Below are 25179 nucleotides of genomic sequence, written 5' to 3'. Positions count from 1 at the left end.
GGGGTCGCGGCGGGGGCGGGCTTGGCGACTGGCGCGGGGGCCGGAGCGGGCGCTGGAACACCGCGCTCGCGTGCTTCGACGACGTCGCGCTTGGTGATGCGACCGCGCTCGTCGAGCGGCAGCCCGGCCAGATCGATGTCGTGCTCCCGCGCGAGGGCCCGCGCCGCCGGGGTCGCGAGGATCGTTGGATCCGTGCGCGCTGGCGAAGCCTGATCCGGACCCGAACCAGAAGCCGGAGCCGCTGGCGCCGTGCTGGTCGTGGCCGAGACAGCCGCCTGGACCTCGCCCTTGCTCAGCATCGCAATCACGGACCCGACCGCGCAGACGTCACCTTCGCCGGCGCGGTGCTCTAGCACGCTGCCGTCGAACGGGGCCGGGACCTCGATCGTGGCTTTGTCGGTCATCACCTCGACGAGGCCGTCGTTGGCCGCGAACGACCGACCCGGGGCGATCAACCACTGGACGATCTCGCCTTCGATGACGCCTTCGCCGATCTCGGGGAGCTTGAATTCGATCGTGCTCATGGGGGGCTCTTTTCAGTAGTGGACGACTTTGGTGATCGCGGCTGCTATCGCGGCGGCGGTCGGGCTGGCGAGGTGCTCTTCGTGACCGGCGAGCAGGTCCGCCTCGCCAGTGACGCGAATGATCGGGGCGTCGAGATGGAGGATCGAGTGATCAGCGAGCAGCGCCGCGAGCTCGGCACCGACCCCGCCGCGCCGCGGTCCGGCGTGGGCGATGACGAGCTTGCCGGTCGCGTTGGCGAGCTTCACGAGCAGCCCCTCATCGAGGGGCGCGAGGCAGCCAAGCTCGACGACATTGACCTGAATCCCGCTTTGTTTGGCGCAGGCGTCGGCAGCCGCGAGCGCGGGCGCGAGCGCCGAACCCCACGCAAACACGGTGGCGCGGTCTCCTTCGCGCAGGACCGCCGTTGGGGCCCGCGACAGGCCGGCGTCGAGATCGACGTTGGTCATGAGATCACGAACGATCACGCTGCGCGGCAGCAACAACACGCGTGGTCCGCTGGGCTGATCCGCGCTTGGAAACTCTGCGGCGCTGCGCAGGTAGCCACATAGGTCCTCGGACCGCCCCGCGCACCACACCTGCACGCCGGGGATCGCCGTGAGGGTTGGTTCAGCGGACTCGGCCGCGTCCCCGCCGATCCCAAAGCCGGGGCCGTCGGGGGCGACAAACAGCGCGGGCACGCCGTGTTGATCCCCGCTGCGCCATCCGAGCCGGCCAAGCTCGCGCAGGGCCGGCAGCCCCTCGAGCAGGGCCGCGGCAGAGGGCAACAGCACGATCGGGCGCAGACCGGCGAGCGCCAGCCCGCCCGTGTGCGCGATCAAGCCGGCACCGGTCAACGGTGAGCCCAGCAGGCGCGCGCGCAGCTGGTCATCCTCGGCGGCCACGCGCGAGAGCCCCAGCATGCCGCCGCTGCGCACGTCTTCACCCAGCAGACAGCGACGGTCGTCCTCGCGCAACAGCGCGGCGACCAGCTTGGCCAACGGTTGTAGCGCGCTCACGCTCGCCCTCCGTCGACTGCCTCATCGAAGGCCCGATCCAGCTGCCCGTTGATCTCGGCCTCGGTCACATCTTGAAAGGTCTGCGTCCACTCCCCGCGGCCATCGAGCAGTCGGCGCATGCGTTCGATTGGATCGCGCTCGGCCGGGGGATCTCGCGTGATCGGGGTGACCACGACCTCGACCAGGCTTGGACCCGCGCCTTCGTGGGCCCGATGTACAGCCGCGGCGATCGATCGACGGACCCCGAGCGGATCGGCGCCGTCGCAGCGACGTGACCACATTCCAGCTGCGCGCGCGCGCTCGGCCACGCTGTCGCCAAGCAGCCCAGCTTCGGGTGGCGCGCCTTCAGGCCAGATCTGCGATTTGCACACGAACACCAGCGGCGTGTCGTGGGCCATCGCCATCGAGATTGACTCGTGAAACATACCCGTTGTCGTCAGGCCCTCTCCGAACACGACCACGGTCGCGCGGCCACGTCCAAATAGTGCGTGGCCGTGAGCGTGCCCAGCGGCGAGCCCAAGGCTCAGTCCCAAGGCTTCGCTGGCGCCCATGATCTTGTGAGCGGCCGAGCTGATCGAGCCCGGCAATGTCCGCCCGCGACTGGGCGCGCTCGGCAGCCTGAGCAGCTCGGCCGCGAGCTCGGACAGCGGCACGCCGCGGACCAGGCCGATCGCCGCGTCGCGGTTGCCAACGAACACCCAATCATCGGCACCCAGCGTATCGCCGATCGCGACACTGACCGCCTCTTCGCCGGCCGCCGAGGCCCACATCGGAAGCTCGAGCCGGCGCAGCTTCACATCGAGCACCCGCGCGGCCACGAGCTTTTTGTAGTAGCCGCGTAGATCGATCCCGCTGATCGCCGAGGGGTCGACGAGCGCCCCGTTCGAGTCGAGCAGGGATTCGACCCCTTCAGGTTCCCAGGGAGTTGCTTGCATGCACGTGCTCGCTGGCGTTCGCGGGCGGCGCGGCGCCGAAGGGCTTGTATCTACGCAGCGGCAACGCCGTCAAGGCAAGTCGTCGACCAGGCCCAAGTCGGGTGTATGCTTGCCGCACCCAACGTGGTGTGCACGAGCCTTCCCACGGTCTGCTCACGTCCACCGCGCGAATACCGACATGTTCGCAGTACCAAGCCTACTTGCCGCCATGACCATCGCGGGCGCCTTCTGGGTTGGCGTGCTCGCGGCTCGCCGGCTGCGAGATTGGGGTGACAACAGCCGCGCACTCGAGCAGGGCGAAGGACCGCTCGCGCTCGCAGCCGCCAGCGGCGCACCATCGGAGAATGTGTCAGTGAAGAAAGTCCGAGCCCGGGTCGCCGAGCGACTGCAGGCCTCCCTCGAGAATGATCGGGGCATGGTCGCGGCCGGGGGCAACGCCCCGCGAGCCGCAGAGGACCTCGACATCGAAGGCCTGCGCGTGGGTGACGTGGTCCTGATCGAGGCCAGCGACGCCAAGGTCGAGGGAGACTTCGTCATCGAAGGAATCCTGCGCTTGCGCGAAGGCGGCACGACCACGGTCGTGGCGATCATGGCCGACGGCGAGCGCAAGCGCTGGTTGATCGGCTCGCGCGAAACCGAAGATTGGTTCGCCGTCGAGCCCGTGCTCGATCATGGCCTCGCTGGCGAGCCCGCCCGCAACGTCCAGCCCCACCCCCATCAACCCCGGGTCTACGCGCTCGCGCGCCGCGGCCAAGCCAGCGTCGCCGCGCTCGGCAACCACGGTCGCCCAGCGGGCTCGCGCGTCGGAACCTATATATACAAGGCCGGCGCCCGCGATGTCGTATGGATCGAGCGCTGGGGCACCCAGATCATCATGGGCGAGGGCCTCGCCCTGGCCCGTCACGCGGTGTCGTTCCTCCCCGGCTCATGATCACGACGGGTCAGATGGGTCAGATGCGGCAGCTGGGTCAGGGCGCCAAGAGCGTCAGGACAGTGCAACCAGCCCCCGGTGTTCCAAGCACACCACCAGCAAACGCCCGCTCACAGCCAACAATCGCTGGCTCACAGCCAACCCGAGCCCCCCTCCAACCAGCCCCCTGTGTTCCAGGCGCGCAACCAGCAAACGCCCGCTCACAGCCAACAATCGCTGGCTCACAGCCAACCCGAGCCCCCCTCCAACCAGCCCCCTGTGTTCCAGGCGCGCAACCAGCAAACGCCCGCTCACAGCCAACAATCGCTGGCTCACAGCCAACCCGAGCCCCCCTCCAACCAGCCCCCTGTGTTCCAGGCGCGCAACCAGCAAACGCCCGCTCACAGCCAACAATCGCTGGCTCACAGCCAACCCGAGCCCCCCTCCGGGGGGCCACTCACACCCCTGCGCACAAATTAACCAGCCCATCGAGCGAGCGCAGCGAGCGACCGACCGCGCCAGCGGTCGTGCATGGCAAAGTGCCAAACCGGCTGCGGGGGGGAAAAGCCGCCGTGCATGGCAAAGTGCCAAACCGGCTGCGGGGGGGAAAAGCCGCCGTGCATGGCAAAGTGCCAAATCGGCCGAGGGAGGGCTGAGGAATCTGGACTCCGCCACAGCGCATTCGTCACGCGATCGCGCCGACGCAATGGCCAACCGCCGAGCAGGCGGCCAAGAGCCCGCTCTTTCAGCCGATCGAGCTGGGCCCCGTCACCCTCGCGACCCGCACCTGGGTCCCGGCGATGGTGCCTTGGCGCGCCACGGAAGACGGCTTTGTCACCCCCGACGTGATTGGTTGGTACCGCCGTTTCGCCGCGGGCAAGCCGGGCGCGCTGGTGGTCGAAGCCACTGGCATTCGCGACGTCCCATCCGGCCCGCTGCTGCGCATCGGTGACGATCGCTTCGTCGAGGGTCTGCGCAAGCTCGTCAGCGCGGTGCGCGAGGCCAGCGAGGGTGAGACCAAGCTATTTATCCAGTGCATCGACTTTCTCACGGTCAAGCGCCGCCCGCCCGCGCAAAAATTCTTCGCCCGGTTCCTGCGAATTGACGCAGGCCACAAAGCTCGGCTCGCGGCGCACCTTGGCGACGCGCGCTGGCACGAAGCGGACGACGCGGCGCTGCGATCGGCCCTCGCCGAGGGCGACGACGCGCTTCACGAGGCGGTGCTCGGTGCCCGCGAGCTCCGGGATCTGCGCTTTGGCTACCGCGAGCAAGTGTCCGACACCCAGCTCGAGCATGTCCGCGAGCTGCCGCAGGTGCTCCCGGGCCTGTTCGCCGCCGCGGCCGGTCGCGCGTGCGAGGCGGGCTTCGACGGGATCGAGCTGCACTACGCTCACGCCTATACAATGGCCAGCTTCTTGTCGCGCACGAACGCGCGCGAGGACGGCTACGGCGGATCGCGCGAGGGCCGGCTGCGCCTACCGCTCGAGGTCTACGCGGCCGTCCGCGCTCATGTTGGCTCAGACTACGCAATCGGCTGTCGGTTCTTGGGCGACGAGGTGATTGAAGGTGGCAGCGACCTGAGCGACGCCGAGCATTACGGCGTCGCGTTCGCGCGCGCGGGCATGGACTTCTTGTCGATCTCCAAGGGCGGCAAATTCGACGACGCCAAGCCGCCCAAGGTCGGCGAGGCCGTGTACCCCTACACCGGGCGCAGCGGGTATGAATGTATGCCTACTGTCTACTCGGACGCGCGAGGTCCGTTCGCGCGAAACGTGCCGCTGTCCGCAGCGATCCGCGCGGCGGTCCACGCGAGCGGACACACGACCCCGATCATCGCCGCGGGGGGCATCAACTCGTTCGAGATCGCCGACCGGATCCTGCGACACAGCGAGGCCGACATCATCGGCGCGGCGCGCCAGAGCCTGGCCGATCCCGACTGGTGGCTGAAGATGCGGACGGGGCTTGGACCCGAGATCCGCCGCTGCAAGTTCACCAATTACTGCGAGGCGCTCGATACCAAGCACAAGCAGGTGACCTGCCAGCTGTGGGACCGCGAAGCACTCGACGCACCCGACGTCACCTTGACCCACGACGGGCGGCGCCGTCTGCTCGCTCCATGAGCCATCGCCCGAGCCGAGAACATTTTTTTCATCGCGGTAACTCGTGCCCGAATGCTGCGTAGTGCTATGTGTTCAGAGAGACCGAATGGGAGTCCGGTCGAGTGAACCGAGTGGGTATCCATCCGCTTCGGGGATAACGGGAGCGCAACGCGAGCCACCTTCGGTCCGAGTTGCGAGCACAACGGGGAACCCGGGTGAGGCGCAAGCCCCACCCGGGGCTTTTTTGTGGTTTCGCGTCCCGATCAAACTCCGGTAGGTTTGCAAGATATGGCTTCGTGGCGCTCGACCCAACTCGCGGCCTTCTGTGCATGCTCGATGCTGCTCGCTTGTGGGGACGGCTCGCCAACCGAGACCAACAGCGGAGCGGGCGAGACCAGCGGCGACGGCGACTCCAGCGACGGTGATCCCGGCGACGGTGACCCTGGCGATGGAGACGGCGACGGCGACGGCGACGGCGACGGCGACGGCGACCATGGCGATGGCGATGGCGATGGCGATGGCGATGGCGACGGCGACGGCGACGCGGGCTTCGGCCCGTGGTGCGAGGCGCCCCCGGCCTGCGACGCGGCACCGCCTGCCCCGGGGCCCGAGCTCAGCTGGGAGCACCTCGACAGCAACTTGATCGTGCTCGCTGGCGATCCCCAGCACCGCATCCGCGACATGTTCTACGTGCCGGGCGAGACCCAGTGGCTGATGGGCAAGTTCACCTACGGCACGATCGACAAAGATCTAAAGGACGAGCGCGTCGACGTGTACGTGATGCGCAATTGTGCCGGCCCGTGGGAGTTCATGGGTGAGGCCTGGACGACCGAAGAGGGCTCCCACGCCACCGTCGAGGGCGTCGAGGACACCGGCGGCTGGGTCTACCTCGAGGTCCCGCTCGACAAGCAGCTCGAGCTTGGCCGGCACCGGGTCCACATGGTCGTGCGCGGGGATCAGAGCAGCACCGACGGCTTCATCGAGGTCGTCGAGCCCGGCACGCCGATCTTCCTCAGCGACATCGACGGCACCCTCACCACCTTCGAGTCCGAAGAATTCCTCGACCTGCTCGTTGGGGTCACGCCAATGGCCAACGAGTTCGCGGCCACGGCCTTGAGCACGCTGCAGGACAAGGGCTATCACGCGATGTACCTGACCGCGCGGCCCGAGTTCTTGGTCGAGCGCTCGCGCGAGTTCGTCGCCGAGCGCGGGTTCCCGCCGGGCATCATTCATACCAGCCTGTTCCTCGAGGGCGCGCTCGGCAGCGCGGCCGTTGACTACAAATCTGGCGAGCTGGCGATGCTCATGAACAAGGGGCTGATCCCCACGTACGTGTTCGGCAACACCGACTCCGACGCCGAGGCCTACGACAACGCCGGGCTCATGCCCCTGGATCACCGGGTGTTCTTTCAATTCACGGATCCGTGGGGAGGCCGGCGGATCGAGAGCTACGGCGAGCTCGTGCCCGAGTTCGAGGGGCTCGCGGACTTGTGTGATTGACTCGTGCGATGGACTCGTGTGATGCACGAACGTGCCTGACTGGCCCCGAGTCTTGCCGATCCTCGCTGCGCTGGCGCTGCCGCCCTCGCTTGGCGGGTGCAAGCCGTCCGACAGCGCCCAGGCGCACGCCGCCCCTGCGCCGATCCGCGCGCCCCTGACGATCGCCCCCGTCGTTGACAGTGACCCGTGGGTGATCGCGTTCCTGACCGAGGTCTCGATCGCCCGCCCGCCTGGCGTCGACGGCCGGCTCGAGGGCCGCACGGGCCACGAGGGCCTGCGTCACCCCGAGCCGATCATCGAAGCCGAGACCCGTGAGGCGCTGGCCAACGCCCTCGCCAACTACGAGCGCGCGCACCCGCGGACACCCGAGCTGCGCCCGGTCTGGCAGCCCGACCCATTCGGCCCCAACGAGCGGGTGAAGTGGCGGCTGTACTTCGTCGACACCGCGCGGGGCATCACGCTCGACGACCAAGCCCGCGCCGTGCTCGAGCCGGGCGACCCAGCCCCAAGCGTCCACCTTCGGCTTGGCGAGTCGCAGCGGCAGCAGCTCGCCGCCCTGACCGCCGCGCAGATCGACCGCCGGGTCGCGATCGTCATCGACGACGAAGTCCTGATGCTCCCGGTCGTGATGGAACCCATCCTCGACGGCACGATCGCCCTGGTCACCAGCCCCCACCTGGACCCCAAGATCAGCGCCCCCGCCCTGCTAGCGCGGCTCACGGGCAATATTTGACCCCACAGAGACTCTAGACTTCGCCGACTGCAGCCGCTGGCGGGTCTGGTCGCTTCGCTCCTCGGGGCTGTTTGTGCGCGGTCGTATGTGTGGCCCCCTTGAAGGGGGCTCTGAACACATTTCCTGTGCCCATGGGACGCGCAGCGCGGCTTCTCGTCGGACCGTGGTGGCTGAAAACAGCGATGACCCCCACAGGTCTCTATGCTACTAACCGCGGCCCATGGCGACCGAAGAACCCGAGCTCATGCAAAAGATCGTCTCCCTGTGCAAGCGCAGGGGCTTCGTGTTTCAGAGCTCCGAGATCTACGGCGGCCTGCGCAGCGCCTACGACTACGGGCCGATGGGCGTCGAGCTCAAGCGCAACCTGATGAACGAGTGGTGGACCGCCATGGTCCACAGCCGCGAAGACATCTACGGGCTCGACGCGTCGATCGTGATGCACCCCGAGGTCTGGCGCAGCAGCGGACACCTCGCCAACTTCACGGATCCGCTGGTCGACTGCCAGGTCTGCCAAGAGCGGTTCCGGGCCGACAAGGCCCCGCGCAAGGCCGCAGGTGAAGACGCACCGATCGAGCTCGCCGACAAGGGACGGGCCAAGGCCGCGCTCGAGAAGCTGAGCGAGCAGCTCGCGGATCAGGGCATCGAGCTCGAGCGCAAGGGCAAGGTCTTGCACGGGGCCAAGGCCGGAGATCGCGGCTACGTGTGCAGCAACTGCGGCTCGCCGTTCTTGTCGGCCGAGCGCGACTTCAACGGCATGTTCCGCACCAGCCTGGGCGCCGTCGATCCGCTCGCCGGGGTCATCGCCGCGGTTCAAGCCGGGGTCGAGCGTGGCGACGATCCCAAGGCCCTGCGCGCTGCCGTCGACGCCGTGATCTCGGAGTCTGCCGTGTACCTGCGGCCCGAGACCGCGCAGGGCATGTTCGTGCAGTTCTTGAACATCCAGCAGTCGATGGCCGCCAAGGTCCCGTTTGGGATCGCGCAGATGGGCAAGAGCTTCCGCAACGAGGTCACCGTCGAGCACTTCATCTTCCGCTCGTGCGAGTTCGAGCAGATGGAGATGGAGTACTTCGTCGAGCCCGGCAAGGGCCGCGAGGCGCTGGCCTACTGGAAGGACCAGCGCATGAAGTGGTGGCAGAGCATCGGGCTGAGCCCCGAGAAGCTGACCTTCCGCGAGCACGATCCAACCGAGCTGGCCCACTACTCCGACGGCACCTTCGACATCGAGTACCAATTCCCGTGGGGCTGGGACGAGCTCGAGGGCATCGCCTCGCGCACCAACTACGATCTGTCCGCCCACGCCAAGGGCTCGGGCAAGAAGTTGGTCTATCACGACGCCGAGGCCATCGATCCCGAGACCGGCAAGAAGGGCTGGCGCTACGTCCCCCACGTGGTCGAGCCGGCCGCAGGCGCGACCCGAGGCGTGCTCGCCGTGCTGTGCAACGCCTACGCCGAAGAGCCCGGCGACGAGGAAGGCAAGGGCGCCCGCACCGTCTTGCGTCTGCACCCACGCCTGGCCCCGATCAAGTGCGCGATCCTGCCTTTGGTCCGCAAGGACGGCATGGACGACACCGCTCGCAAGGTCGCCGACGAATTCTTCAAGCAGGGCGTCAGCGCCAAGCTCGACATGCAGCACGCGATCGGCCGGCGCTACGCCCGTCACGACGAGATCGGCACGCCCTACTGCCTCACGATCGACGGCCAGACCGCCGAAGACGAGACCGTCACGATCCGCTACCGCGACGATCGCCGCCAAGATCGCATCAAGATCGCCGCCGCCGTCGACGTCGTGCGCGAGGCCCTCCGCGAGGGCCGCGAATAGCCACCGGGGTAGGGCCCAGTATCCCCCTGTGCTAAGGTCCAGCGCTCCAGCACGCTGAGGCGCCCGCGAGCAGCCTCGCCAAAGCTGAGACAGTCTGCGACAGGAACGAGCGATGAGTAATCAGCCCCGCATGGTCCACTGCAAAAAGTTGAACGCCGAACTACCGGGCATCCCGTTTCGCCCGTTCCCCACAGAGTTCGGCAAGCAGGTCTACGACAACGTCTCGATGAAGGCCTGGCAGATGTGGCTCAAAGAGTCCCCCCGCTACATCAACACCTACCGCCTGGATCTACAGACCAAAGAGGGCCGCGACTTCCTCGAGAACCAGATGAAGGTGTTCTTCGGCTTCGAAGAAGGCGACCTAGCCGACACCGCCTGGCGAGCCCCCGAAGAAGGCTGACAGCCGCGCTCAACGAGCGCCCCCAGTCGCCGCCGTCCCCCAACGCGAGGATCTCCGCCCTCCCAAGCGACGATCCCCGCCCGTCCAGCGCGATGATCTCCGCCACCCCCCCCGCGGAGATTTCCGCCCGCCCAAAGCGATGATCCCCGCCCCCCCCGCGATGATCTCCGCCCGTCCCGCGCGATGAGCCCCGCCACCCCGCGATGATCTCCGCCCGGACAAACCGCCCGCCCAAACCGATGATCTTCGCCGCCCCGCGATGATCTCCGCCCGGACAAACCGCCCGCCCAAACCGATGATCCGCGATGATCTCCGCCCGCTCGAGGCGAGGACCCCCGCCTGTCCTCAGCGGAGATCAACTCTGCCAACGTAGAGCGCACAAAGGCCGCAGACGGTCCCAACCCGGCGTATCTACGCACGTGGAGATTAACGAAGAGAAGCGAGGTCGGGCCAGTGAGGCGAGACGAGAGGAAGCGGGGTCACGAGACTGGAGTAGACCTAGCCGGGTTGGGACCGTCTGCAGCCCGTGCGCGCTGCCCCATCGGACACGATCCCCCCGCAAACAACCAACCCATCCCCCGCAAACAACCAGTCTAACCCAACGCAGGAGTCCGCACACTCCGAGCAACCTCCCCCCGCCGCATCCACAAGATCAAAGGCGTCACCCCTCCCCCAAACGCAAACCCAAACAAGTGCGAAAACCAAGCCACCCCAGCGTCACTCGTCGCAAACACCCCCATCACCGCCTGAAACCCAACCCAAACAAACAAGTACACCCAAACCGGCAACTTCAGCTGCACGAACAGCACCACCTGGAACAGCTTGTTCCGCGGAAAGCACCACAAGTACGCCGCCATCACCCCAGCGATCCCCCCAGACGCCCCAATGATCGGCGCGATCGTGTTCTGAGTCAGCAACACCTCCGCGAACCCGCCAACGATCGCCGCGCCCAAGAAGAACAACGCGAAGCGCAGCCGCCCAAACAAGGTCTCGACGTTGTCACCAAAGATATAGAGGAAGTAGCAATTGCCCAGCAGGTGCGCCCACCCGCCGTGCAAGAACCAGTGGGTCGCCAGCGTGTACCAGCTGCCTTCGCTGAGCGCCGCGAACCCAAGCCTGCCCCACTGGTGCTTGAGTGATCCTGCGACCGGCGCGAAGCACAGATCGGCAAAGGTCGCGCCGTCGGCCAGGTCGCCAAACATGGCGCCGCTCGGCAGGCCGGCGAGCCCCGGGGCGCAGTTGCCAAGATCCACGATCCCCATCAGCTGCAGCGCGAAGCTGCCGAACAGCGCGACCAAGATCGTGATCACCACCCAAGGCGTGGTGTTGACCGGATTTTCGACCTCGACGGGGAGCTGGACCAGCAGCTGCGCCGCCCAGATCGCGCCGCGTCGGGCCAAACGTTTCTTGACGTCTTGCTGACCTTCGCGGGTCGTCGACTTGGCGAGCTTGTGCCGCTCGTGACCGTCGAGCCAGATGCCTTTGCACGCTGGACAGTGGTCGACCGGCGTGCGGATCACCCCGGGCAGATCATGCTCGCGCATGATCCCGCAGCCCCGCGGGCAACCGCGCTTGCTCGGGCGCGAGCTTGGGTCGAGCGCGTGCTCGAGATCGGTCGCCTCACCGGCGAGCAGATCGAGCTCACCGACGTCGAACCACGCTCCATTGCAGACCGGGCACGCGTCGATTTGCACCACTTCGTCATTGCCCAGATCCTCGTTGGGCTCAGCCTGTGCCCACCGGTCACGCTCGATCCTGCGCAGCAGCATCGGCACCAGCGCATGCAGGCGGCAAGCTGGACATTGCGCGTCGACCTGATCGCGGGTTGGGACAGGTGCGTTCACAGCGACGTCGAGCGAGTGTACGCGCTACGTCAGAGATTGCCGAGCACGCGTGGGCAACGTTGTTCCCGCGATGATCTTCGCCGGCCCGCGCGGGTCGACTCGGGCGATCGGTCACAGCTTGGGGCCGCGCTGAAGAATCAATTCTGGCGTTGCAGGCCCCAACCAGAAATACTGGGCCCGGCCCGACCTTGGTTCGGTCCCCCACTCGAGATCACATGTCCACCACCGCGCGTCCCCACCTCCTCGTCTGCCTGTCCTGCGTATGCGTGCTCGCGCTCGCGGCCTGTGGGAAGTCCGGCACGACCGGCAAGAGCTCGCAGCGCAAGGTCACCGTGAAGATCGGCGGCGCCACGGCGCCCGGCTCGGTCACTGCCAACGTGGCACAGTTCGATCCCAACGCCGACATCTCGCTCGACATGGACAAGTTTGGATCCGAGCGGCCCGATCAATACGAGATCCAGCAAGCATTCTTCGGCCAGTTTGGCGCCCTCGACGAGTGCGTGTGGGCCGAAAAAGACCGCCGCGGCGACGAGGCGCAGCTGCTTGGCGACGTCTCGATGGCCGTCAAGCTCAACCCCGAGACCTCGCGCCCGTTTGGTGTCAACGCGACCATGCCCGAAGCCCACGCCAAGTCGACGGAGCTGCAAGACTGCCTGCGTGAAGCAGCCGCCAGCGCGCCCTACCCGACCTACGATGGGCCGCCAGTGATCGTCGACTTCGAGTTCGAGCTCGATCCCGGCTTCGTAGAGTCCGATTAGGGCTTCCTTAGACCCCCACATAGACCTTGGCCCTTCGCCGACTGCGGCTGCAGTCGGCGAAGGGCCAAGGTCTATGTGGGGGTCTAAAGAAAGCGCGAAGGCGGCTGTGGGGGTCTAAGGGGTCACTCGTCGATCACGTTGAGGAACATGTCGGCGAGCTCGTGGTGGCCTGTGGGCGTGGGGTGGATGCAGGTCAGGTCAAACCAGGTCTCTTGGTCTGGCCCGCGGTAGCACGCGGAGTTCGGATCATCGGCGTGAAAGCCATGACCGCAGAAGCCTTCGAACATGAACACCATGTCGGTCCCGGTCTCGAGCGCCAGCTTCGCGTACTCGGTGTTGATGTAGGTCATGAACTCGATCAGCTGGTCGGGATCTTCGGGGTTGGCGTCAAACCCAGCGAGCCCGGCCGCGGGGCATGACAATAGATCCGTGGTTGCGTCGGTGAACTCGTAGACGTTGGCGTAGACCACATACACGCCATTGGGGAACTTGTTGGGGTCGTCGACGAGCCAGTGGACCATCTGCCGCTGCCAATCGAGCATCTGCTCGACGTCCTCCCACAGCGCGTCTTCGGTCACACCTTCGATCGAGTCCTTGGCGATCGCGGCGACGTCGTTGCCGCCCATCGTCGTCACGACCAGCGTGGTCTTGTTGAAGTCGTCGCCGCCAAAGCAGTCGTCGAGCTGCATCCCGCCGGCGAGGTAGTCGTCGGTCCGCGCCCCCCACTCGGCGCACGAGGCAAAGTCGCCGTCTTCCTCGACCAGCGAGGTGCCGTTGATTGGATCGGCGGTCATCCACAGCAGGTTGGGCGCGTCGATGCCAAACAAGAACGAGAGCTCCTCGGCGAGCACCGAGCGGTAGAAGTCCTGGGTCGGCGTTGGCGGGCTCCCGACCGTGACCGAGTCACCAATGAACACGACCCGCTCGATGTTTTGGATGTCCTGGTGATTGGTGCCCTGGCAGTGCGAGCCAATGGTCAAGCCAAGGTCGCTGTAGCCCGGGCTGGGCGGCATCCCGCCGACGAACTGCGCGGCGACGCAGTCGACCACCGGGTCGCCATCCCCGTCGCCGTCTCCGTCGCCGTCGCCGTCACCATCCCCATCTCCGTCTCCGGGATCACCGTCGCCGTCGCCGTCACCATCCCCGTCTCCGGGATCACCGTCGCCGTCCCCGCCGTCGCCGTCGCCGTCGCCGTCACCGTCGCCGGTCGTGGAGTCGGTCTCGCCGGTATCGCCTCCGACGGGGGCCATGTCGTCAACACAACCTGCGAGGGCGAGTCCGGCGGTCAAACACACTGCAGCAAGGGAGTTCTGGGTCGGGAAATTCATGGTCTGGGGAAGCCAGTGAGCAACAGCGGCAAATCTACAACACGGCGTCCGGTGCCAACTGGCCTTTGGACAGTCTGCGGCGATCACGATCACGACGGCGGTCTCACGGTGATCCCGCGCCCCGTGAAAATTGCCGTCACGAGCCTCGATAACGGTGTTTGCAAGTGCATTTGGGAATCGCGGTCAACGCCGTCTCGCTGTAGGCTGTGCGTATGAGCACCTCGCCCTTTCGGCGGATCTTGATCCCCATCGACTTCACACAAGACACCCACGCTGCGCTGCACTCGGGGTTCGAAGTCGAGATCGACGGCGGCGTCACCGTTGGCGTCGCGCCAGCGAGCACCAAGGCGCTCGAGCTCGCCGCCGGGATCGTCGACGACGCCGGCGTGCTGTGCCTCGTCCACGCAACGCCAACCTACGAGAGCGCGCGGGTCTACTCGGGCGGCTTGGGGATCGTCGGCGTCGGTGACATCAACGCCGTCCACGAGGCGGCGCGCGTGGCCTCGCTCAAGGTGCTCGAGGCGATGGCCAAGCACTACGCCGCGGGTATCGAGACGAGCTTCGTGGTTCGTCCCGGCGTCGCGCTGCAGGTGATCCTCGACGAGGCCGAGCGCTTCGATGCGCAGCTGCTCGTGATCCCGGCCAGCGGTCGCAGTCGAGTCGCGCGGTTTTTCCTGGGCAGCACGGCCGACCGGGTGATCCGGCAGTCGCCCTGCCCAGTGCTGGTCGTACCTGCGACGCCGCCCGAGTAAGAGCTGTGTTCAGCTTGGGCGTGGGCAGCGAACGTTTCAGCCCGGGATCATGATGAGCAGGCTCCGACAGGGGCGACCGGGCGGGGCGTAGAGCTCACACACGCCGCCAGCGTCGATGTCGAGCAGCACCCCGCGCGGGTCGGACGTGGGCTCGGCGTCCAGCGCCCGGAGCATGCACGGGACCTGCTCGCGCGGGGCCTCGAGCACGGCTGTCTGGATGATCGGGTCGTCGCGCAGGGCTGGGTCGATCGCGGTGATCCGACCCGAGTCGACGCGCAGCAGGCCGACGGCCTCGGCGTGATCGAGGGGCGTGGGCTCGTCGAGCTCGGCGTCCAAGCTGAGCAGCACGAAGCGCGGGGTCTGATCCGCGTCGCGCTCGTGGGCGATCAACACTTGCCAGGTCCCCGGCTGGATCTCGAGCTCGAGATCCAGCGCGATCGGGCCGCGGCGCATGCCAGCGAAGTTGGCTGGGAAGTACTCGACGTCGCAGATCAGCACGGCTTCGCTGCACGCCATGGTGCCGACGTGCTCGAACGCGAGCTCGTCACCCATCGCGAACGCGCCTTCGTCCCCGCTCACAGGCCCGAGACCTCGAGGGGGATCGCCGAGACCATGCGCCCGCCGTCGCCGAGCTGGCCGTGCTCGTTGCTGCCCCAACACGCGACCTCACCGCTGCGCAGCCGCGCGCAGGTGTGATCCCGACCAAGCGCGAAGCTGGCGACATCCAGGCCCTGAACGCCGGGCCGAGGGGTGGTCGCCGCGCCACCCACGTAGCCGCCCTGACCCGAGCCGTTGTCGCCCCAGCACGAGATCCGCCCGCCCGCGACCGCGCACGCGTGACCCGAACCGACCGCGATCGTCGACACAGCAGCGAGCCCCTGAACGGGGACGCGGCTGGTCCAGACCGAGCTCTCGGTTCCGCTGCCGAGCTGCCCCGCGTCGTTGCGACCCCAGCACGCCGCCTTGCCGTCGCGCCTGCGAACGCAGCCATGCTCGGGGCCCATGGCGATCTCGCTGGCGTCGTTGAGGTTGGCGACCGTGACGGGCGCCTGCACGGGGGTCTTGAGCTGCGCAGCCCCGGCCCCGTTTCCGATCTGTCCTTGGTTGTTGGCGCCCCAGCACATGACCTCGCCGGTTCGCCGCAGCGCGCAGGTGTGCGCACGACCGCTGCTCAGCGCGACCGCGTCGGACAGCTGGACCACGGTGCCGCCGCGGGTCCCGGCCCCATCGCCGAGCTGCCCCTCGGCGTCGCTGCCCCAGCAGTAGACGGATCCCGAGCGTCGCAGCGCGCAGCCGTGGCCGTCGCCCAGCGTGACCGCGGCCGCGTCGTCGAGCTTGGGGATCGCGCTTGGTTTGACGATTGGGGCCCCGGGCGAGCGCCCGAGCTGGCCCATGTCGTTGGCTCCCCAACACACCACGCCGCCGGACTTGCGGACGACGCACGCTTGGGCTGGCCCAGCCGTGAGCGCGACGGCGTCGGTGATGTTGGCGACGGGTGCTGGCATCGCGCGCGAGCCGTCACCGCTGCCGTCGCCAAGTTGACCGAGATCGTTGCGGCCCCAGCACAGCACCGCGCCGGTCTTGCGGGTCGCACACGAGAACCCATCGCCGCTGACGAGCGCGGTCGCGTCATCGAGGTTGACGACGCGCTGGACCCCGGTGCGCGCGGCTCCGCCTTCGTTGCCATCGTCGCCTTGGCCAAGCGCACCGCCGGCGTCGTCGCCCCAACACGCGACCTTGTTGTCGGCTCGCAGGGCGCAGCTGAAGCGATCACCAAGGGCGAGATCGCGGACCGGGCCGAGCTTGATCGAGGTCGCGCGACCCTTGGACTCGAAGCTCCCGTCGCCGACGCGGCCGTCGCGGTTTTGCCCCCAACACCGCGCCGTCCCGCTGTCGTGGCGCAGGCAAGCGTGCGCGGGGCCCAGCTCGAGCTCGGCGATCCCATCGTTTTGGCTGCCGTCCGCGACCTTGCGCGGGCGCGGCGAAGGCCTGCCGTCGTCTTCCCCCCAGCAGTACACCGACTGCGCCGTGAACCCGCAGGTCCGCGCCCCCCCGGCCGCGAGCCCGATCAGCCCGGACATGTCCGTGACCGCCGAGGGCCGATCGTGACCGGTGGTCGTGCCGTCGCCAAGCTGGCCCTTGTCGTTGGCGCCCCAGCAGATCGCCCCGCCGGTCTTGCGCAGCACGCAAGTGTGGCGATCCCCAGCGACGAGCCCGATCGCGTCGACGAGCCCGCGGATCTGCGCAGGCTCGGTCCACGTCTTGCGCGTGAGGTTGCCGAGCTGGCCGTCGCTGTTGTTGCCCCAACACACCACGGCACCGTTGAGCCGCAGCGCGCAGGTGTGATCTTCGCCGGCCGCGATCAACTTCGCGTCGCTCAGCCCACGCACTTGGCTTGGCCGGGTCGCCGAGATCTCGTTGCCCGAGCCCAGCTGCCCGCGCTGGTTGTCGCCCCAGCAAGACACCGCGCCCGAGACCCGCAGCGCGCAGCTGTGCGAGCGACCCAGCGCGAGCTGCTTGGCGTCGCCGAGGCCCTGCACGGTCACGGGTTTGCTGCGGTCGACGGTGGTCCCATCGCCGAGCTGCCCGGCTCCGTTGGCCCCCCAGCAGCTCACCCCCCCGGACTCGCGCAGCACGCAAGCGTGTCCGGTTCCAGCCGCGAGCGCGCTGGGGGTGAGGGTCCCGCGCGATCCCTTGTCCCCGCCCTTCGTCCCGCCGTCTGCGTCGGGTTGCTGGCTGTGACGGCCCGACGAAATTTCACAGGCCAACACAGGCGCGAGTGTGAGCGCAGCCATGAGGCCCGCCGCGGCCAGCAAGCGCCTGTTGAATCCACGATGGTCGCCGGGTGTGGTCATTCGCTCGCAGGATAGCTGGTTTGCGAGGGCGACTCTGCACACCGCCGATCCGCGCCGCGACTGGTTTCGGCTCGGGCGAGGCTGTGCAGGTACTTTCACCCGCGCGCCCGCACCGAAAACGGTTCTAGCTGGCAGACGCGGGGCCACAGCTTGCGTATGCTGCCCCCAATGCGACCGGGCGAAGTCTTGTCTGCTGCGCGGCACTATCTTCGGAGCCACCCCGAAGAGCTCAGCCGCGTGCTCCGCAACGCGATCGGCATGCGCTTTGGCGTACCGCTCGCCGCATTTCGTTGGTTGGCCGTTCAGATGGCCGACTCCGACGCGGTCGAGGACGTCGAGATCGGCGCGGTCCCGCCGGGTCTGCGCATGGCGGCGACGATCGATCTCATGCGCACGCGCGTGCGAGCTGGCGCGGTGCTCTACATCGATCGGATCCAGCTCACCGGCGACGAGATGCGCCTCGAGCTGCGCCTCGAAGACGTGTCGATGATCCCCATCGACACCGGCAAGAGCCAGATCTCCGCCCTGCTGGTCACGCGCTCCTTGGATCTATCGCGCCCGGGTGACCTCGTGCAGCACCTGCCCGACATGCCCGACATGATCGTGGACTCGCACGGAAACCGGGTCGTCCTGGATCTGCTGCGCGTGCCCAAGCTCGCCAAGGATCCCCTGGTCCGGCACGCGCTGGGCCTGATGACCTCGCTGATGACCCTCGACGGGATCGAGACCGAGGGCGACCATCTGGATCTCCACTTCAAGCCGCTACCCGAGGGCCTCGTCGCAGCCGCCGACGCGATCGGAGATCACCTGGTCGTCCCGATGCTGCACCAAGCCCGCAAGCGCATGCCCAAAGCGCTCCGCGGCGGCATGCGCCGGATGCTGAGCATGATCGCCGGAGACGAGCGCGCCCGAGCGTGAGGCTGAGTTCTATTTACAATTCGCTTCGACGGCCGCGATCGAGGTCTGGGCCATCACGCACTCGACCTCGGCGACGCTGCCTTCGCTCACGCAGGCCTCGATGACCTTGTCGCGCTGATCGTTGGCGAGCTTCTTGATCCGCGAGTCGGGCTTCTCGCGCGACTCTTCGAGCAGCTTCACGAAGTGATCCGCGAACTCGTCGCACTGGGCTTCGGTCGGCTTCTTGCCGCAGGCGGTGAGGAGCACGCTGGCACCTAGCAGTGCGCAAACGAGGAGGGCTTGGCGAGGACGTGGCATGCGGGCTCGTGCCCACGCTAACCGAAGTCCCGCGCTTGACCAAGCGTCGCCGGGTGCGCTTCGACGCGGTGCTTGGGTACTTGGAGGTCTGTGCACGCTGCCGTACGCTCGCGCTCGAGTATGCATTCTTCGCGTCTGTCCCGGTTCGCCCGCGTTGGCCTCGCCGCGCTGCTCAGCTGCGCTGGCCTGAGCGGCGTGGGCACGGGCTGCGTGCGCGCGGGCATGGGCCAACAGGCCGAGGTCCCGATGGGCAGCTGGCCCGCGTGGCAGGATCTGACGCCGCTGATCGAGGTCGCCAAGGCCCACACCGACGGACCCGCGCTCGAGGCCATGCAGCAAGCGCGCGAGCTGCTGCGCGAGGGCAAGGCGTTCAGCGCCGACAAGCTGCTGGCCGCGGCCGCGAGCAGCTCGGGCCGGCACTGGATCGCCATCGCGCGGGCCGACGTCGCCGCGATGTACTTCACCACCTGCATCCGCGGCGTGGCCTGGCGACTGCCCGACGATCCGGGCCCGCACCAGCGCAGCGTCGACTACGATCCAAGCACCAAGGTCGCGCCCGGCGATCTCTCGGTCGAGGCCCTGCTCACCAACCTCGACGACGCGATCGAAGCTGGCAAGAGCTCGCCCGCGCTGGCCACCCAAGCCCGGATCGCCCGGGTCCGCGTGACCGGATTTGCCGCCTCGTGCCCGCCCAACCCCGAGGTCGGCAAGCGTGCCTCGCTGATCATGAACAGCGACCTCGCAGCGTTGGCGGCCGAGCAGCACCTGCCCCCGGACCTCGCGTACATGTGGGCTGGCGTGCAGATGCAGACCTACTCGGGCGCCGCCGCCAGGCCGTTCTTGCAGCGGGCGCTCGAGGGCGGCTTCGATGACCCCTCGGTGGGCTACATGCTGGCCGCGATCGCCTACGAGCAGGGCGAGCTCGAAGAGGCCGAGCGCCTAGCTTCGGAGGCCGCAACCCGCTACGCCGAGCTCGGGGATCTATCCCAGCGTGCCCAGGTCTCGGCCCTGCGCGGCGAGATCGCGCTGCTGGCCAAGCGCTTTGACGCCGCCGCGAAGCACTTCGAGCTCGCCGTGAAGCTGCTGCCCAACCACACCGGCGCCATGTTGGGCGTCGCCGAGGTCGAGCGCGAGCGCAACGGCGCGATTTCGGCATCCGAGCGGCTGACCCAGCTGATCCGCGGCCTCACCTTGCAGGACCAAGAGCTCGACGAGCTGCTGGCCCTGCAGATCGTCGATGATCTCGAGTCGCTTGTGATCATCGCCAACCAGGACGAGATCCAGATCGCCCAGATCACCCGTGACGCCCTGCTGTTCGAGATCGACCTCGAAGAGGATCCCTTCCGCCGGGGCCTGCGCTACTTCTACGCCGCCGCGCTCGAGGTCCGCTTGGGCGACTACGACTCCGCGCGCGGCCACGCCGCCACGGCCGGCATGGAGTTCGACGAGACCTGGGTGCCGATCCCCGCCAAGGCAGATCCGCGAGCGTTCTTGGATCGGCTCGCAGAAGCATCGGCCGGCTAGCTCAGCCCCGCTCCCCCCCGCGAGCCCCCTCCAGGAGCCCGCACATGCGACCGCGGCCCACGTCCCCGACGAGCGAGCAACCCGACGCGCCAGCGGCCGCAGTCCAAGGCCTACGTGGGGCCCTTAGATGATACAGTCGGCGCCCGAGGAGCCCATGTCCGAGACAGCCGTACGTGTCGATCTACGCCAAGCCAACTTGTCCGAGTCCGCGCAGCTACGTGAGCTCGGCGACCGGACCTTCCTCGCGCTCGAGCAGCCCCCGCCAGTCCGCAGCTTGCTGAAGCTGACGTTCGGCGAAGAGCAAAAAGCGTTCGAGGTCGGCCGCGTGATCGAGGTCATCGGCGAAGGCGAGCCCGCCCGCGGCTGCTACGGCGAGTTCGTCGATCTAGAGCGCCTCAACGAACAGGCAAAGGTCGGCTCCGAGCACCTCCAGCCCGGGATCAGCAGCAGCGGCATACCGGCCCCCGTCGTGATCATGAGCACCGCAGAAATGATGCTAGGCGAAGCCGGCAGCGAAGCAGACGAAGCCGCCGCCGCAAGCCAAGCCGACTCGGCCAGCGAAGCCGACTCGAGTGACGAAGCCGACGCGAGTGACGAAGCCGACGCGAGTGACGAAGCCGACTCGAGTGACGAAGCCGACGCGAGTGACGAAGCCGACTCGAGTGACGAAGCCGACTCGAGTGACGAAGCCGACTCCGACAGCGAAGCCGGCTCCGACAGCGAAGCCGACTCTGAGCCCAACTAGCTCTCCAAAGTGAGGCTGCCCGCCCCTCGAAGGCCTCCGCAAACGCCTCATCCAAAGTGAGGCGACCGCCGCTCCTCGAAGGCCTCCGCAAACGCCTCATCCAAAGTGAGGCTGCCCGCCCCTCGAAGGCCTCCGCAAACGCCTCATCCAAAGTGAGGCTGTCGCCACCCCTCGAAGGCCTCCGCAAACGCGACCTCCAAAGGGGGGCGACCGCCACCCCTCGAAGGCCTCCGCAAAAGCCTCCTCCAAAGTGAGGCTGCCCGTCCCTCGAAGGCCTCCGCAAAAGCCTCCTCCAAAGTGAGGCTGCCCGTCCCTCGAAGGCCTCCGCAAAAGCCTCCTCCAAAGTGAGGCTGCCCGTCCCTCGAAGGCCTCCGCAAAAACCTCCTCCAAAGTGAGGCTGTCGCCACCCCTCGAAGGCCTCCGCAAAAGCCTCCTCCAAAGTGAGGCTGTCGCCACCCCTCGAAGGCCTCCGCAAACGCCTCCTCCAAAGTGAGGCGACCACCGCCCCTCGAAGGCCTCCGCAAACGCCGACTCCAAAGTGAGGCGACCCTCCGTCCCAGAGCGGAGCCAGCCCCCAAAAACGTAGAGCGCACACAAGGCCGCAGACGGCCTCAACCCGGCGTATCTACGCACGTGGAGATTAACGAAGAGAAGCAACGTCGGGCCAATGAGAAGACACGAGAGGAAGCGGGGTCACGAGACTGGAGTAGACCTAGCCGGGTTGAGGCCGTCTGCAGCCCGTGCGCGGTCCCCCATCGGCCAATCACACCCCCGCAAACAACCAACCAATCACCCCAACAAAGCCTCCCTCCAATGCCCCTCCAGAACAGAAAAAGATCGCCCCCAACAAAACCCCATCGCCCGCCCCCGAGCCCCCCGCCCCATCCCCACCCGCCGCCCAGTCTCCCGCAACAACCCACCCACAACCTCGACAGCCCCCCCCACATCCCCAGCCCGAACCAATTCCCCAGTCACCCCCGGCACCACCAGCTCATCACTCCCGATCGCATCCGCACAAACCGTAGCCAACCCAGAAGCCATAGCCTCGAGCGTCACGTTGCCAAAGGTCTCAGTCGTGCTCGGATAAAAGAACAGATCCGCGCTCGCATAAGCCCGCCCCAGCTCGGGCTGACGAAGCTCCCCCAAGAAGTGCGTGTCCACGCAACGCCGCTCCAACGCCGCCCGAGCCGGCCCAGCCCCCGCGATCGCGCTATGGAACGCCACAGGAGTCCGCGCCAGCCCATCCAACACCGCAGCCAAGTTCGCCAGCCCCTTCTCCCAGCGCAGCCGCGCCACGAACAAGATCAGCGGCACGTGATCCGGGATCCCAAGTCCGCGCCGCCAGCTGATGTCGCGCAGCGCCGGATCGAAGGCCTCGGTGTCCACGCCCCGTCCCCACACGCGCAGCTCCGACTCGATCCCGCGCGCACGCAGAGCCGCGCGCATCGACTCGCTCGGGGCGTAGACATGCCGGCAGCGATTGTAGAAGCGCCGGACAAACGCCCACACGCCCCGCTCGAGCAACGGACCGACCGCCGAGATCCCCGGCAGCGGCAAGAAGCGTAGGTAGCGAGCGATCTCGCTGTGATACGAGCCGACCGCCGGGATCCCGTGGGCAGCCGCAAAATCCAGCGCGGCCACGCCCGCCAAGTCCGGGCTGCCAACGTGGATCAGCTCCGGCTCAAAGCGCTCGAGCGCGCGTTGGGTCGCACGCGGGATCCCGAGCGCGAGCCGATACTCCGGCTGCACGGGGACCGGGATCGACGGGACCGGGACAAAGCTCGCGGACGCAGGCGCGGGCAGAGTTCGTCCACCCGGAGCCAACACCATCAGCTGATCCCCGGCCTGAGCGCGGGCTCGGACCAGGCGCTGGTAGGTCAGCGCAACGCCGTCGACCACGTTGACGTAGTTGCCGACGACGATAGCTGCCCGCATCGCGAACCAAAAGCGAAGACGAGCCGGGGCTCGTCTTGGAAGTGCGCACCGAGAAGCCCGTGGTGCGATCGTGATGCGATCTTCGACGCGGACTTCGGGTGTGCGGTGCTAGTCGGCCGCTGCTTCTTTCTCTTGCACGCTCTTGTGCAAGAGCTCGACGAGCTCGTTGATGTTGTTGAGCTGGTTCAGCTCGGAGCGCGGCACCTTCACCTTGAGCTCACGCATGCTGCACGACACGACCTCGACGATGTCGAGGCTGTTGGCCCCGAGATCCTTCATCGACTTCACAGGGTCGATCTCGACTCCCTCGAGCTCTTCGATGGTGTCCACCAAGTGGCGCGTGACGACCTCGAGCACATGTTCGCGGGTCATTGGTTCTCCTCGTTCTCGTTCTCGTTGGACGCCCCAGTCAGGGCGTCGCAGGCTAGCTCATCCAGCGCGGTCAACGCGCCTGGCGATCGGAAATTCGATCCAAGAATTCGTTGATGTCCCCGCTGATATCCCGGCGTCTGACAGCGGTGACCATGGTCGGCACGGTCAGGCATGATCAGGTGGATGGGCATCGCGGCGGGTGGGGTGTCTCAGAGACCGAAGCGCTCGCGCTCGGTGAACAGACGGACCACGTTGTCCGAAAAACCGAAGCCCCTGTCCAGCAACAGCACCTGGCCCCGAACGCCGTCCATCAGGCCACTCGACAGCGCGACAGCGGCATCCGCGACTTCTTCGGGCTGGATGAAGAAGCCGTCCGCGTACCATTTCTTGCAAAATGGGGCGAATTCAGGCCCGAACGTGGACTCTAGCGACTCTGTCTCGACGGGGTTCGCGCGAAGCACGTTGATGCGGATGTCCTCCTCGAGCAGATCACTCGTGAGGTAACGGCAAAAAGTCTCCATGACAGCCTTCGAGGCAGCGACGAAGTCGTAGCCCGGCAAGAAGTACTCGGGGCCGCGCGAAGACATGCCGATCGCGTAGCGTGGCAGCCGGCCCAGGATCGCCTTGGCGTGCTGCATGTAGCCAATGAAGGGCCACGAGCTGTACTCGAGCGAGCGCTTGAGCCCCTTGAAGCTCAGGTCGTCGTGGGTCTGGCTGACGTGGGCAAAGCTGACGTTGGTGATCAGCACCTCGAGCGCGCCGACGTCGTCCTTGATCCGCTGCATCAGCGCTTCGGTGTCTTCGTCCTGGCTGACGTCGGCCTCGAGGATCACGGGCGGCGGCGCGCCGGCCTGCTCGAAGCTGGCCCGGATCGCGCCCTCGTCGGCCGAGCCCCAGCGATGCGTCAGGTAAGTCCGCGCGCCCTGGCGACCGTAGGCAAGGCCGCAGGCCAGACCGATCCCCTTGGTGCCGCCGGTGATCAGGACCGCCTTGCCCTCGAGCGCCCGGCGCAAGGTCGCCGCCACGGAGTGCGGCTGATCCTTGGCCTGGTCCGGCGCCGCGACGAGATCCCCGACCGTCGCGTGGACGGGCTTGGGCGGGGGATCCGACACGGTCAGGGCCTCGCTGGGATCGGCGCCCGCGAGCAAGCGCTGACCCATGGTCATGATGTTGTCGACGAACGCGGCGCCACGATCGAGCTGCAGGACCTGGCCCGAGTAGCTGTCGAACAGTCCGCTGCACATCGCGAGCGCGGTCGCGGCGACCTCTTCGGGCGTCACGGCGAACTCGGCGAAGCGCTCGGCGATCCCGGTGTTCTGCTCGCCAAAGATCTGCGCGTAGCTCTCGGTGGGGACCTGGCGGGTGCGCAGGGCGTTGACCTTGACGTCGTGCTCGCGCAGGTGCGTGGACATGTAGCGCACGAAGGTCTCGAGCACGGCCTTGGCGACCGCGACGTAGTCGTAGTGCGGGTAGTGCTGATCCGGCCCGTCCGAGCTCATCGCCAGCGCGTACGCGGGATAGGACCCAAACGCGGCGTTGATCTTGTTGAGGTAGTCGACGAACGGCCAGGCGCTGTACTCGAGGCTCTTGATCAACGCCCGCTTGCCGTGGGCGTCAAACCCATCGCCGCGCACGACCATCGCCACGTTGTTGATGAACACGTCGACGCGCTCGACCCCGGCCTCGCGCATCTTGCTGATCAGCGCCTTGGTGTCGCCCTTCTTGGAGGCGTCGGCTTCGACGATCTGGGGGGCGTGGCCGCCGACCTCGGTGAACGCGGCGAACAGCTCTTGCTCGTCGGCCGAGCCCCAGCGGTGGGTCAGCCAGCACTTGGCGCCCAGCCGCGCGAACGCGAGGGCGCAGGCGCGGCCGATCCCCTTGGTGCCGCCAGTGATCAGCACGACCTTGTCTTGGAAGTCGTAGAGCATCTTCAAA

General features: G+C 67.4%; 22 protein-coding genes. 11 read left to right on the top strand and 11 right to left on the bottom strand.

All coding sequences use genetic code 11. From position 1 onward, the window contains the following. From DB30_RS20955 to DB30_RS20945, 3 genes are all read right to left on the bottom strand, one after another. The coding region (locus tag DB30_RS20955; protein ID WP_205633034.1) for a biotin/lipoyl-containing protein at positions 1 to 524 on the bottom strand (524 nt) is incomplete at its 3' end. Positions 525 to 536: 12 nt separating this feature from the next. After that, positions 537 to 1520: a transketolase C-terminal domain-containing protein gene (locus DB30_RS20950; protein WP_052551728.1), complete on the bottom strand. Its 984-nt coding sequence runs from the start codon at positions 1518 to 1520 to the stop codon at positions 537 to 539. Beyond that, positions 1517 to 2455 (bottom strand): thiamine pyrophosphate-dependent enzyme, encoded by a 939-nt coding sequence (locus tag DB30_RS20945; RefSeq protein ID WP_052551727.1) that lies wholly within the window; start codon positions 2453 to 2455, stop codon positions 1517 to 1519. Before DB30_RS20945 ends, DB30_RS20950 begins: the two co-directional genes overlap by 4 nt. Before the next feature lie 208 nt (positions 2456 to 2663). Here DB30_RS20945 and DB30_RS20940 point away from each other — a divergent pair, with 208 nt between their 5' ends. From DB30_RS20940 to DB30_RS20915, 6 genes are all read left to right on the top strand, one after another. Beyond that, a complete protein-coding gene (locus DB30_RS20940; protein WP_052551725.1) occupies positions 2664 to 3386 on the top strand; it encodes a DUF4178 domain-containing protein in 723 nt (240 codons plus the stop codon). A 638-nt stretch (positions 3387 to 4024) separates the two neighbouring features. Beyond that, positions 4025 to 5485: an oxidoreductase gene (locus DB30_RS20935; RefSeq protein ID WP_052551722.1), complete on the top strand. Its 1461-nt coding sequence runs from the start codon at positions 4025 to 4027 to the stop codon at positions 5483 to 5485. Between the two features lie 267 nt (positions 5486 to 5752). Further along, positions 5753 to 6964 carry an LNS2 domain-containing protein gene (locus DB30_RS20930; protein WP_146659885.1) on the top strand — a complete coding sequence of 404 codons (1212 nt, stop codon included), beginning with the start codon at positions 5753 to 5755 and terminating at the stop codon, positions 6962 to 6964. 31 nt (positions 6965 to 6995) lie between these two features. Continuing rightward, entirely contained in the window at positions 6996 to 7697 is a 702-nt protein-coding gene (locus DB30_RS20925) for a SecDF P1 head subdomain-containing protein (RefSeq protein WP_146659883.1), read from the top strand. Between the two features lie 220 nt (positions 7698 to 7917). After that, on the top strand, positions 7918 to 9516 hold the full coding sequence (locus tag DB30_RS20920) for a glycine--tRNA ligase (protein WP_240480290.1): 1599 nt from the start codon (positions 7918 to 7920) through the stop codon (positions 9514 to 9516). Between the two features lie 112 nt (positions 9517 to 9628). After that, positions 9629 to 9916 (top strand): oxidative damage protection protein, encoded by a 288-nt coding sequence (locus DB30_RS20915; RefSeq protein WP_052551716.1) that lies wholly within the window; start codon positions 9629 to 9631, stop codon positions 9914 to 9916. Between the two features lie 593 nt (positions 9917 to 10509). Here DB30_RS20915 and DB30_RS20910 read toward each other — a convergent pair. Next, positions 10510 to 11760 (bottom strand): rhomboid family intramembrane serine protease, encoded by a 1251-nt coding sequence (locus DB30_RS20910; protein WP_052551714.1) that lies wholly within the window; start codon positions 11758 to 11760, stop codon positions 10510 to 10512. Between the two features lie 215 nt (positions 11761 to 11975). Between DB30_RS20910 and DB30_RS20905 the strand changes: the two genes are divergently transcribed. Next, on the top strand, positions 11976 to 12518 hold the full coding sequence (locus DB30_RS20905; RefSeq protein ID WP_052551711.1) for a hypothetical protein: 543 nt from the start codon (positions 11976 to 11978) through the stop codon (positions 12516 to 12518). Between the two features lie 122 nt (positions 12519 to 12640). Here the strand turns inward: DB30_RS20905 and DB30_RS20900 are convergent, their stop codons facing one another. Next, positions 12641 to 13768, bottom strand: coding sequence for an SGNH/GDSL hydrolase family protein (locus tag DB30_RS20900; RefSeq protein ID WP_052551709.1), 1128 nt, complete (start codon positions 13766 to 13768; stop codon positions 12641 to 12643). Between the two features lie 290 nt (positions 13769 to 14058). On the opposite strand from DB30_RS20900, the gene DB30_RS20895 reads away from it, so the two are divergent. After that, positions 14059 to 14598, top strand: coding sequence for a universal stress protein (locus DB30_RS20895; RefSeq protein ID WP_052551707.1), 540 nt, complete (start codon positions 14059 to 14061; stop codon positions 14596 to 14598). A 36-nt stretch (positions 14599 to 14634) separates the two neighbouring features. On the opposite strand, the gene DB30_RS20890 is transcribed toward DB30_RS20895, so the two are convergent. Further along, on the bottom strand, positions 14635 to 15177 hold the full coding sequence (locus tag DB30_RS20890) for a hypothetical protein (RefSeq protein ID WP_052551705.1): 543 nt from the start codon (positions 15175 to 15177) through the stop codon (positions 14635 to 14637). Continuing rightward, complete coding sequence (locus tag DB30_RS20885; protein WP_052551703.1) at positions 15174 to 17453, bottom strand: RCC1 domain-containing protein; 2280 nt, start codon at positions 17451 to 17453, stop codon at positions 15174 to 15176. Before DB30_RS20885 ends, DB30_RS20890 begins: the two co-directional genes overlap by 4 nt. Before the next feature lie 168 nt (positions 17454 to 17621). Between DB30_RS20885 and DB30_RS20880 the strand changes: the two genes are divergently transcribed. Further along, on the top strand, positions 17622 to 18371 hold the full coding sequence (locus DB30_RS20880) for a hypothetical protein (RefSeq protein ID WP_052551701.1): 750 nt from the start codon (positions 17622 to 17624) through the stop codon (positions 18369 to 18371). Between the two features lie 9 nt (positions 18372 to 18380). On the opposite strand, the gene DB30_RS20875 is transcribed toward DB30_RS20880, so the two are convergent. Beyond that, complete coding sequence (locus tag DB30_RS20875; protein WP_052551699.1) at positions 18381 to 18617, bottom strand: hypothetical protein; 237 nt, start codon at positions 18615 to 18617, stop codon at positions 18381 to 18383. Positions 18618 to 18788: 171 nt separating this feature from the next. Between DB30_RS20875 and DB30_RS20870 the strand changes: the two genes are divergently transcribed. Beyond that, entirely contained in the window at positions 18789 to 20192 is a 1404-nt protein-coding gene (locus DB30_RS20870) for a tetratricopeptide repeat protein (RefSeq protein WP_052551697.1), read from the top strand. Positions 20193 to 20346: 154 nt separating this feature from the next. Next, positions 20347 to 20937 (top strand): hypothetical protein, encoded by a 591-nt coding sequence (locus DB30_RS20865; protein WP_153258377.1) that lies wholly within the window; start codon positions 20347 to 20349, stop codon positions 20935 to 20937. Between the two features lie 789 nt (positions 20938 to 21726). Here DB30_RS20865 and DB30_RS20860 read toward each other — a convergent pair. The 3 genes from DB30_RS20860 to DB30_RS20850 all read right to left on the bottom strand — a co-directional run bounded on the left by DB30_RS20860 (position 21727) and on the right by DB30_RS20850 (position 25172). Next, complete coding sequence (locus tag DB30_RS20860) at positions 21727 to 22872, bottom strand: glycosyltransferase family 4 protein (protein WP_146659879.1); 1146 nt, start codon at positions 22870 to 22872, stop codon at positions 21727 to 21729. Positions 22873 to 22980: 108 nt separating this feature from the next. Further along, the gene (locus DB30_RS20855; RefSeq protein WP_052551694.1) at positions 22981 to 23244 is read right to left on the bottom strand and encodes a phosphopantetheine-binding protein; all 264 of its coding nucleotides are present in this window, start codon (positions 23242 to 23244) and stop codon (positions 22981 to 22983) included. A gap of 209 nt (positions 23245 to 23453) precedes the next feature. Then, a complete protein-coding gene (locus DB30_RS20850; protein ID WP_146659877.1) occupies positions 23454 to 25172 on the bottom strand; it encodes an SDR family NAD(P)-dependent oxidoreductase in 1719 nt (572 codons plus the stop codon). Positions 25173 to 25179: the final 7 nt, after the last annotated feature.

Source organism: Enhygromyxa salina (genome assembly GCF_000737335.2).
Classification (GTDB): domain Bacteria; phylum Myxococcota_A; class Polyangia; order Nannocystales; family Nannocystaceae; genus Plesiocystis; species Plesiocystis salina_C.
This window is presented reverse-complemented; position numbering and strand designations above follow the sequence as displayed.

Excerpts from the sequence above, each read along its gene's own strand:
- DB30_RS20945 (WP_052551727.1), bottom strand. The coding sequence starts at position 2,455 with ATGCAAGCAACTCCCTGGGAACCTGAAGGGGTCGAATCCCTGCTCGAC.
- DB30_RS20940 (WP_052551725.1), top strand. The coding sequence starts at position 2,664 with ATGACCATCGCGGGCGCCTTCTGGGTTGGCGTGCTCGCGGCTCGCCGG.
- DB30_RS20930 (WP_146659885.1), top strand. The coding sequence starts at position 5,753 with ATGGCTTCGTGGCGCTCGACCCAACTCGCGGCCTTCTGTGCATGCTCG.
- DB30_RS20920 (WP_240480290.1), top strand. The coding sequence starts at position 7,918 with ATGGCGACCGAAGAACCCGAGCTCATGCAAAAGATCGTCTCCCTGTGC.
- DB30_RS20915 (WP_052551716.1), top strand. The coding sequence starts at position 9,629 with ATGAGTAATCAGCCCCGCATGGTCCACTGCAAAAAGTTGAACGCCGAA.
- DB30_RS20905 (WP_052551711.1), top strand. The coding sequence starts at position 11,976 with ATGTCCACCACCGCGCGTCCCCACCTCCTCGTCTGCCTGTCCTGCGTA.
- DB30_RS20900 (WP_052551709.1), bottom strand. The coding sequence starts at position 13,768 with ATGGCCCCCGTCGGAGGCGATACCGGCGAGACCGACTCCACGACCGGC.
- DB30_RS20895 (WP_052551707.1), top strand. The coding sequence starts at position 14,059 with ATGAGCACCTCGCCCTTTCGGCGGATCTTGATCCCCATCGACTTCACA.
- DB30_RS20885 (WP_052551703.1), bottom strand. The coding sequence starts at position 17,453 with ATGACCACACCCGGCGACCATCGTGGATTCAACAGGCGCTTGCTGGCC.
- DB30_RS20880 (WP_052551701.1), top strand. The coding sequence starts at position 17,622 with ATGCGACCGGGCGAAGTCTTGTCTGCTGCGCGGCACTATCTTCGGAGC.
- DB30_RS20870 (WP_052551697.1), top strand. The coding sequence starts at position 18,789 with ATGCATTCTTCGCGTCTGTCCCGGTTCGCCCGCGTTGGCCTCGCCGCG.
- DB30_RS20865 (WP_153258377.1), top strand. The coding sequence starts at position 20,347 with ATGTCCGAGACAGCCGTACGTGTCGATCTACGCCAAGCCAACTTGTCC.
- DB30_RS20860 (WP_146659879.1), bottom strand. The coding sequence starts at position 22,872 with ATGCGGGCAGCTATCGTCGTCGGCAACTACGTCAACGTGGTCGACGGC.
- DB30_RS20855 (WP_052551694.1), bottom strand. The coding sequence starts at position 23,244 with ATGACCCGCGAACATGTGCTCGAGGTCGTCACGCGCCACTTGGTGGAC.
- DB30_RS20850 (WP_146659877.1), bottom strand. The coding sequence starts at position 25,172 with ATGCTCTACGACTTCCAAGACAAGGTCGTGCTGATCACTGGCGGCACC.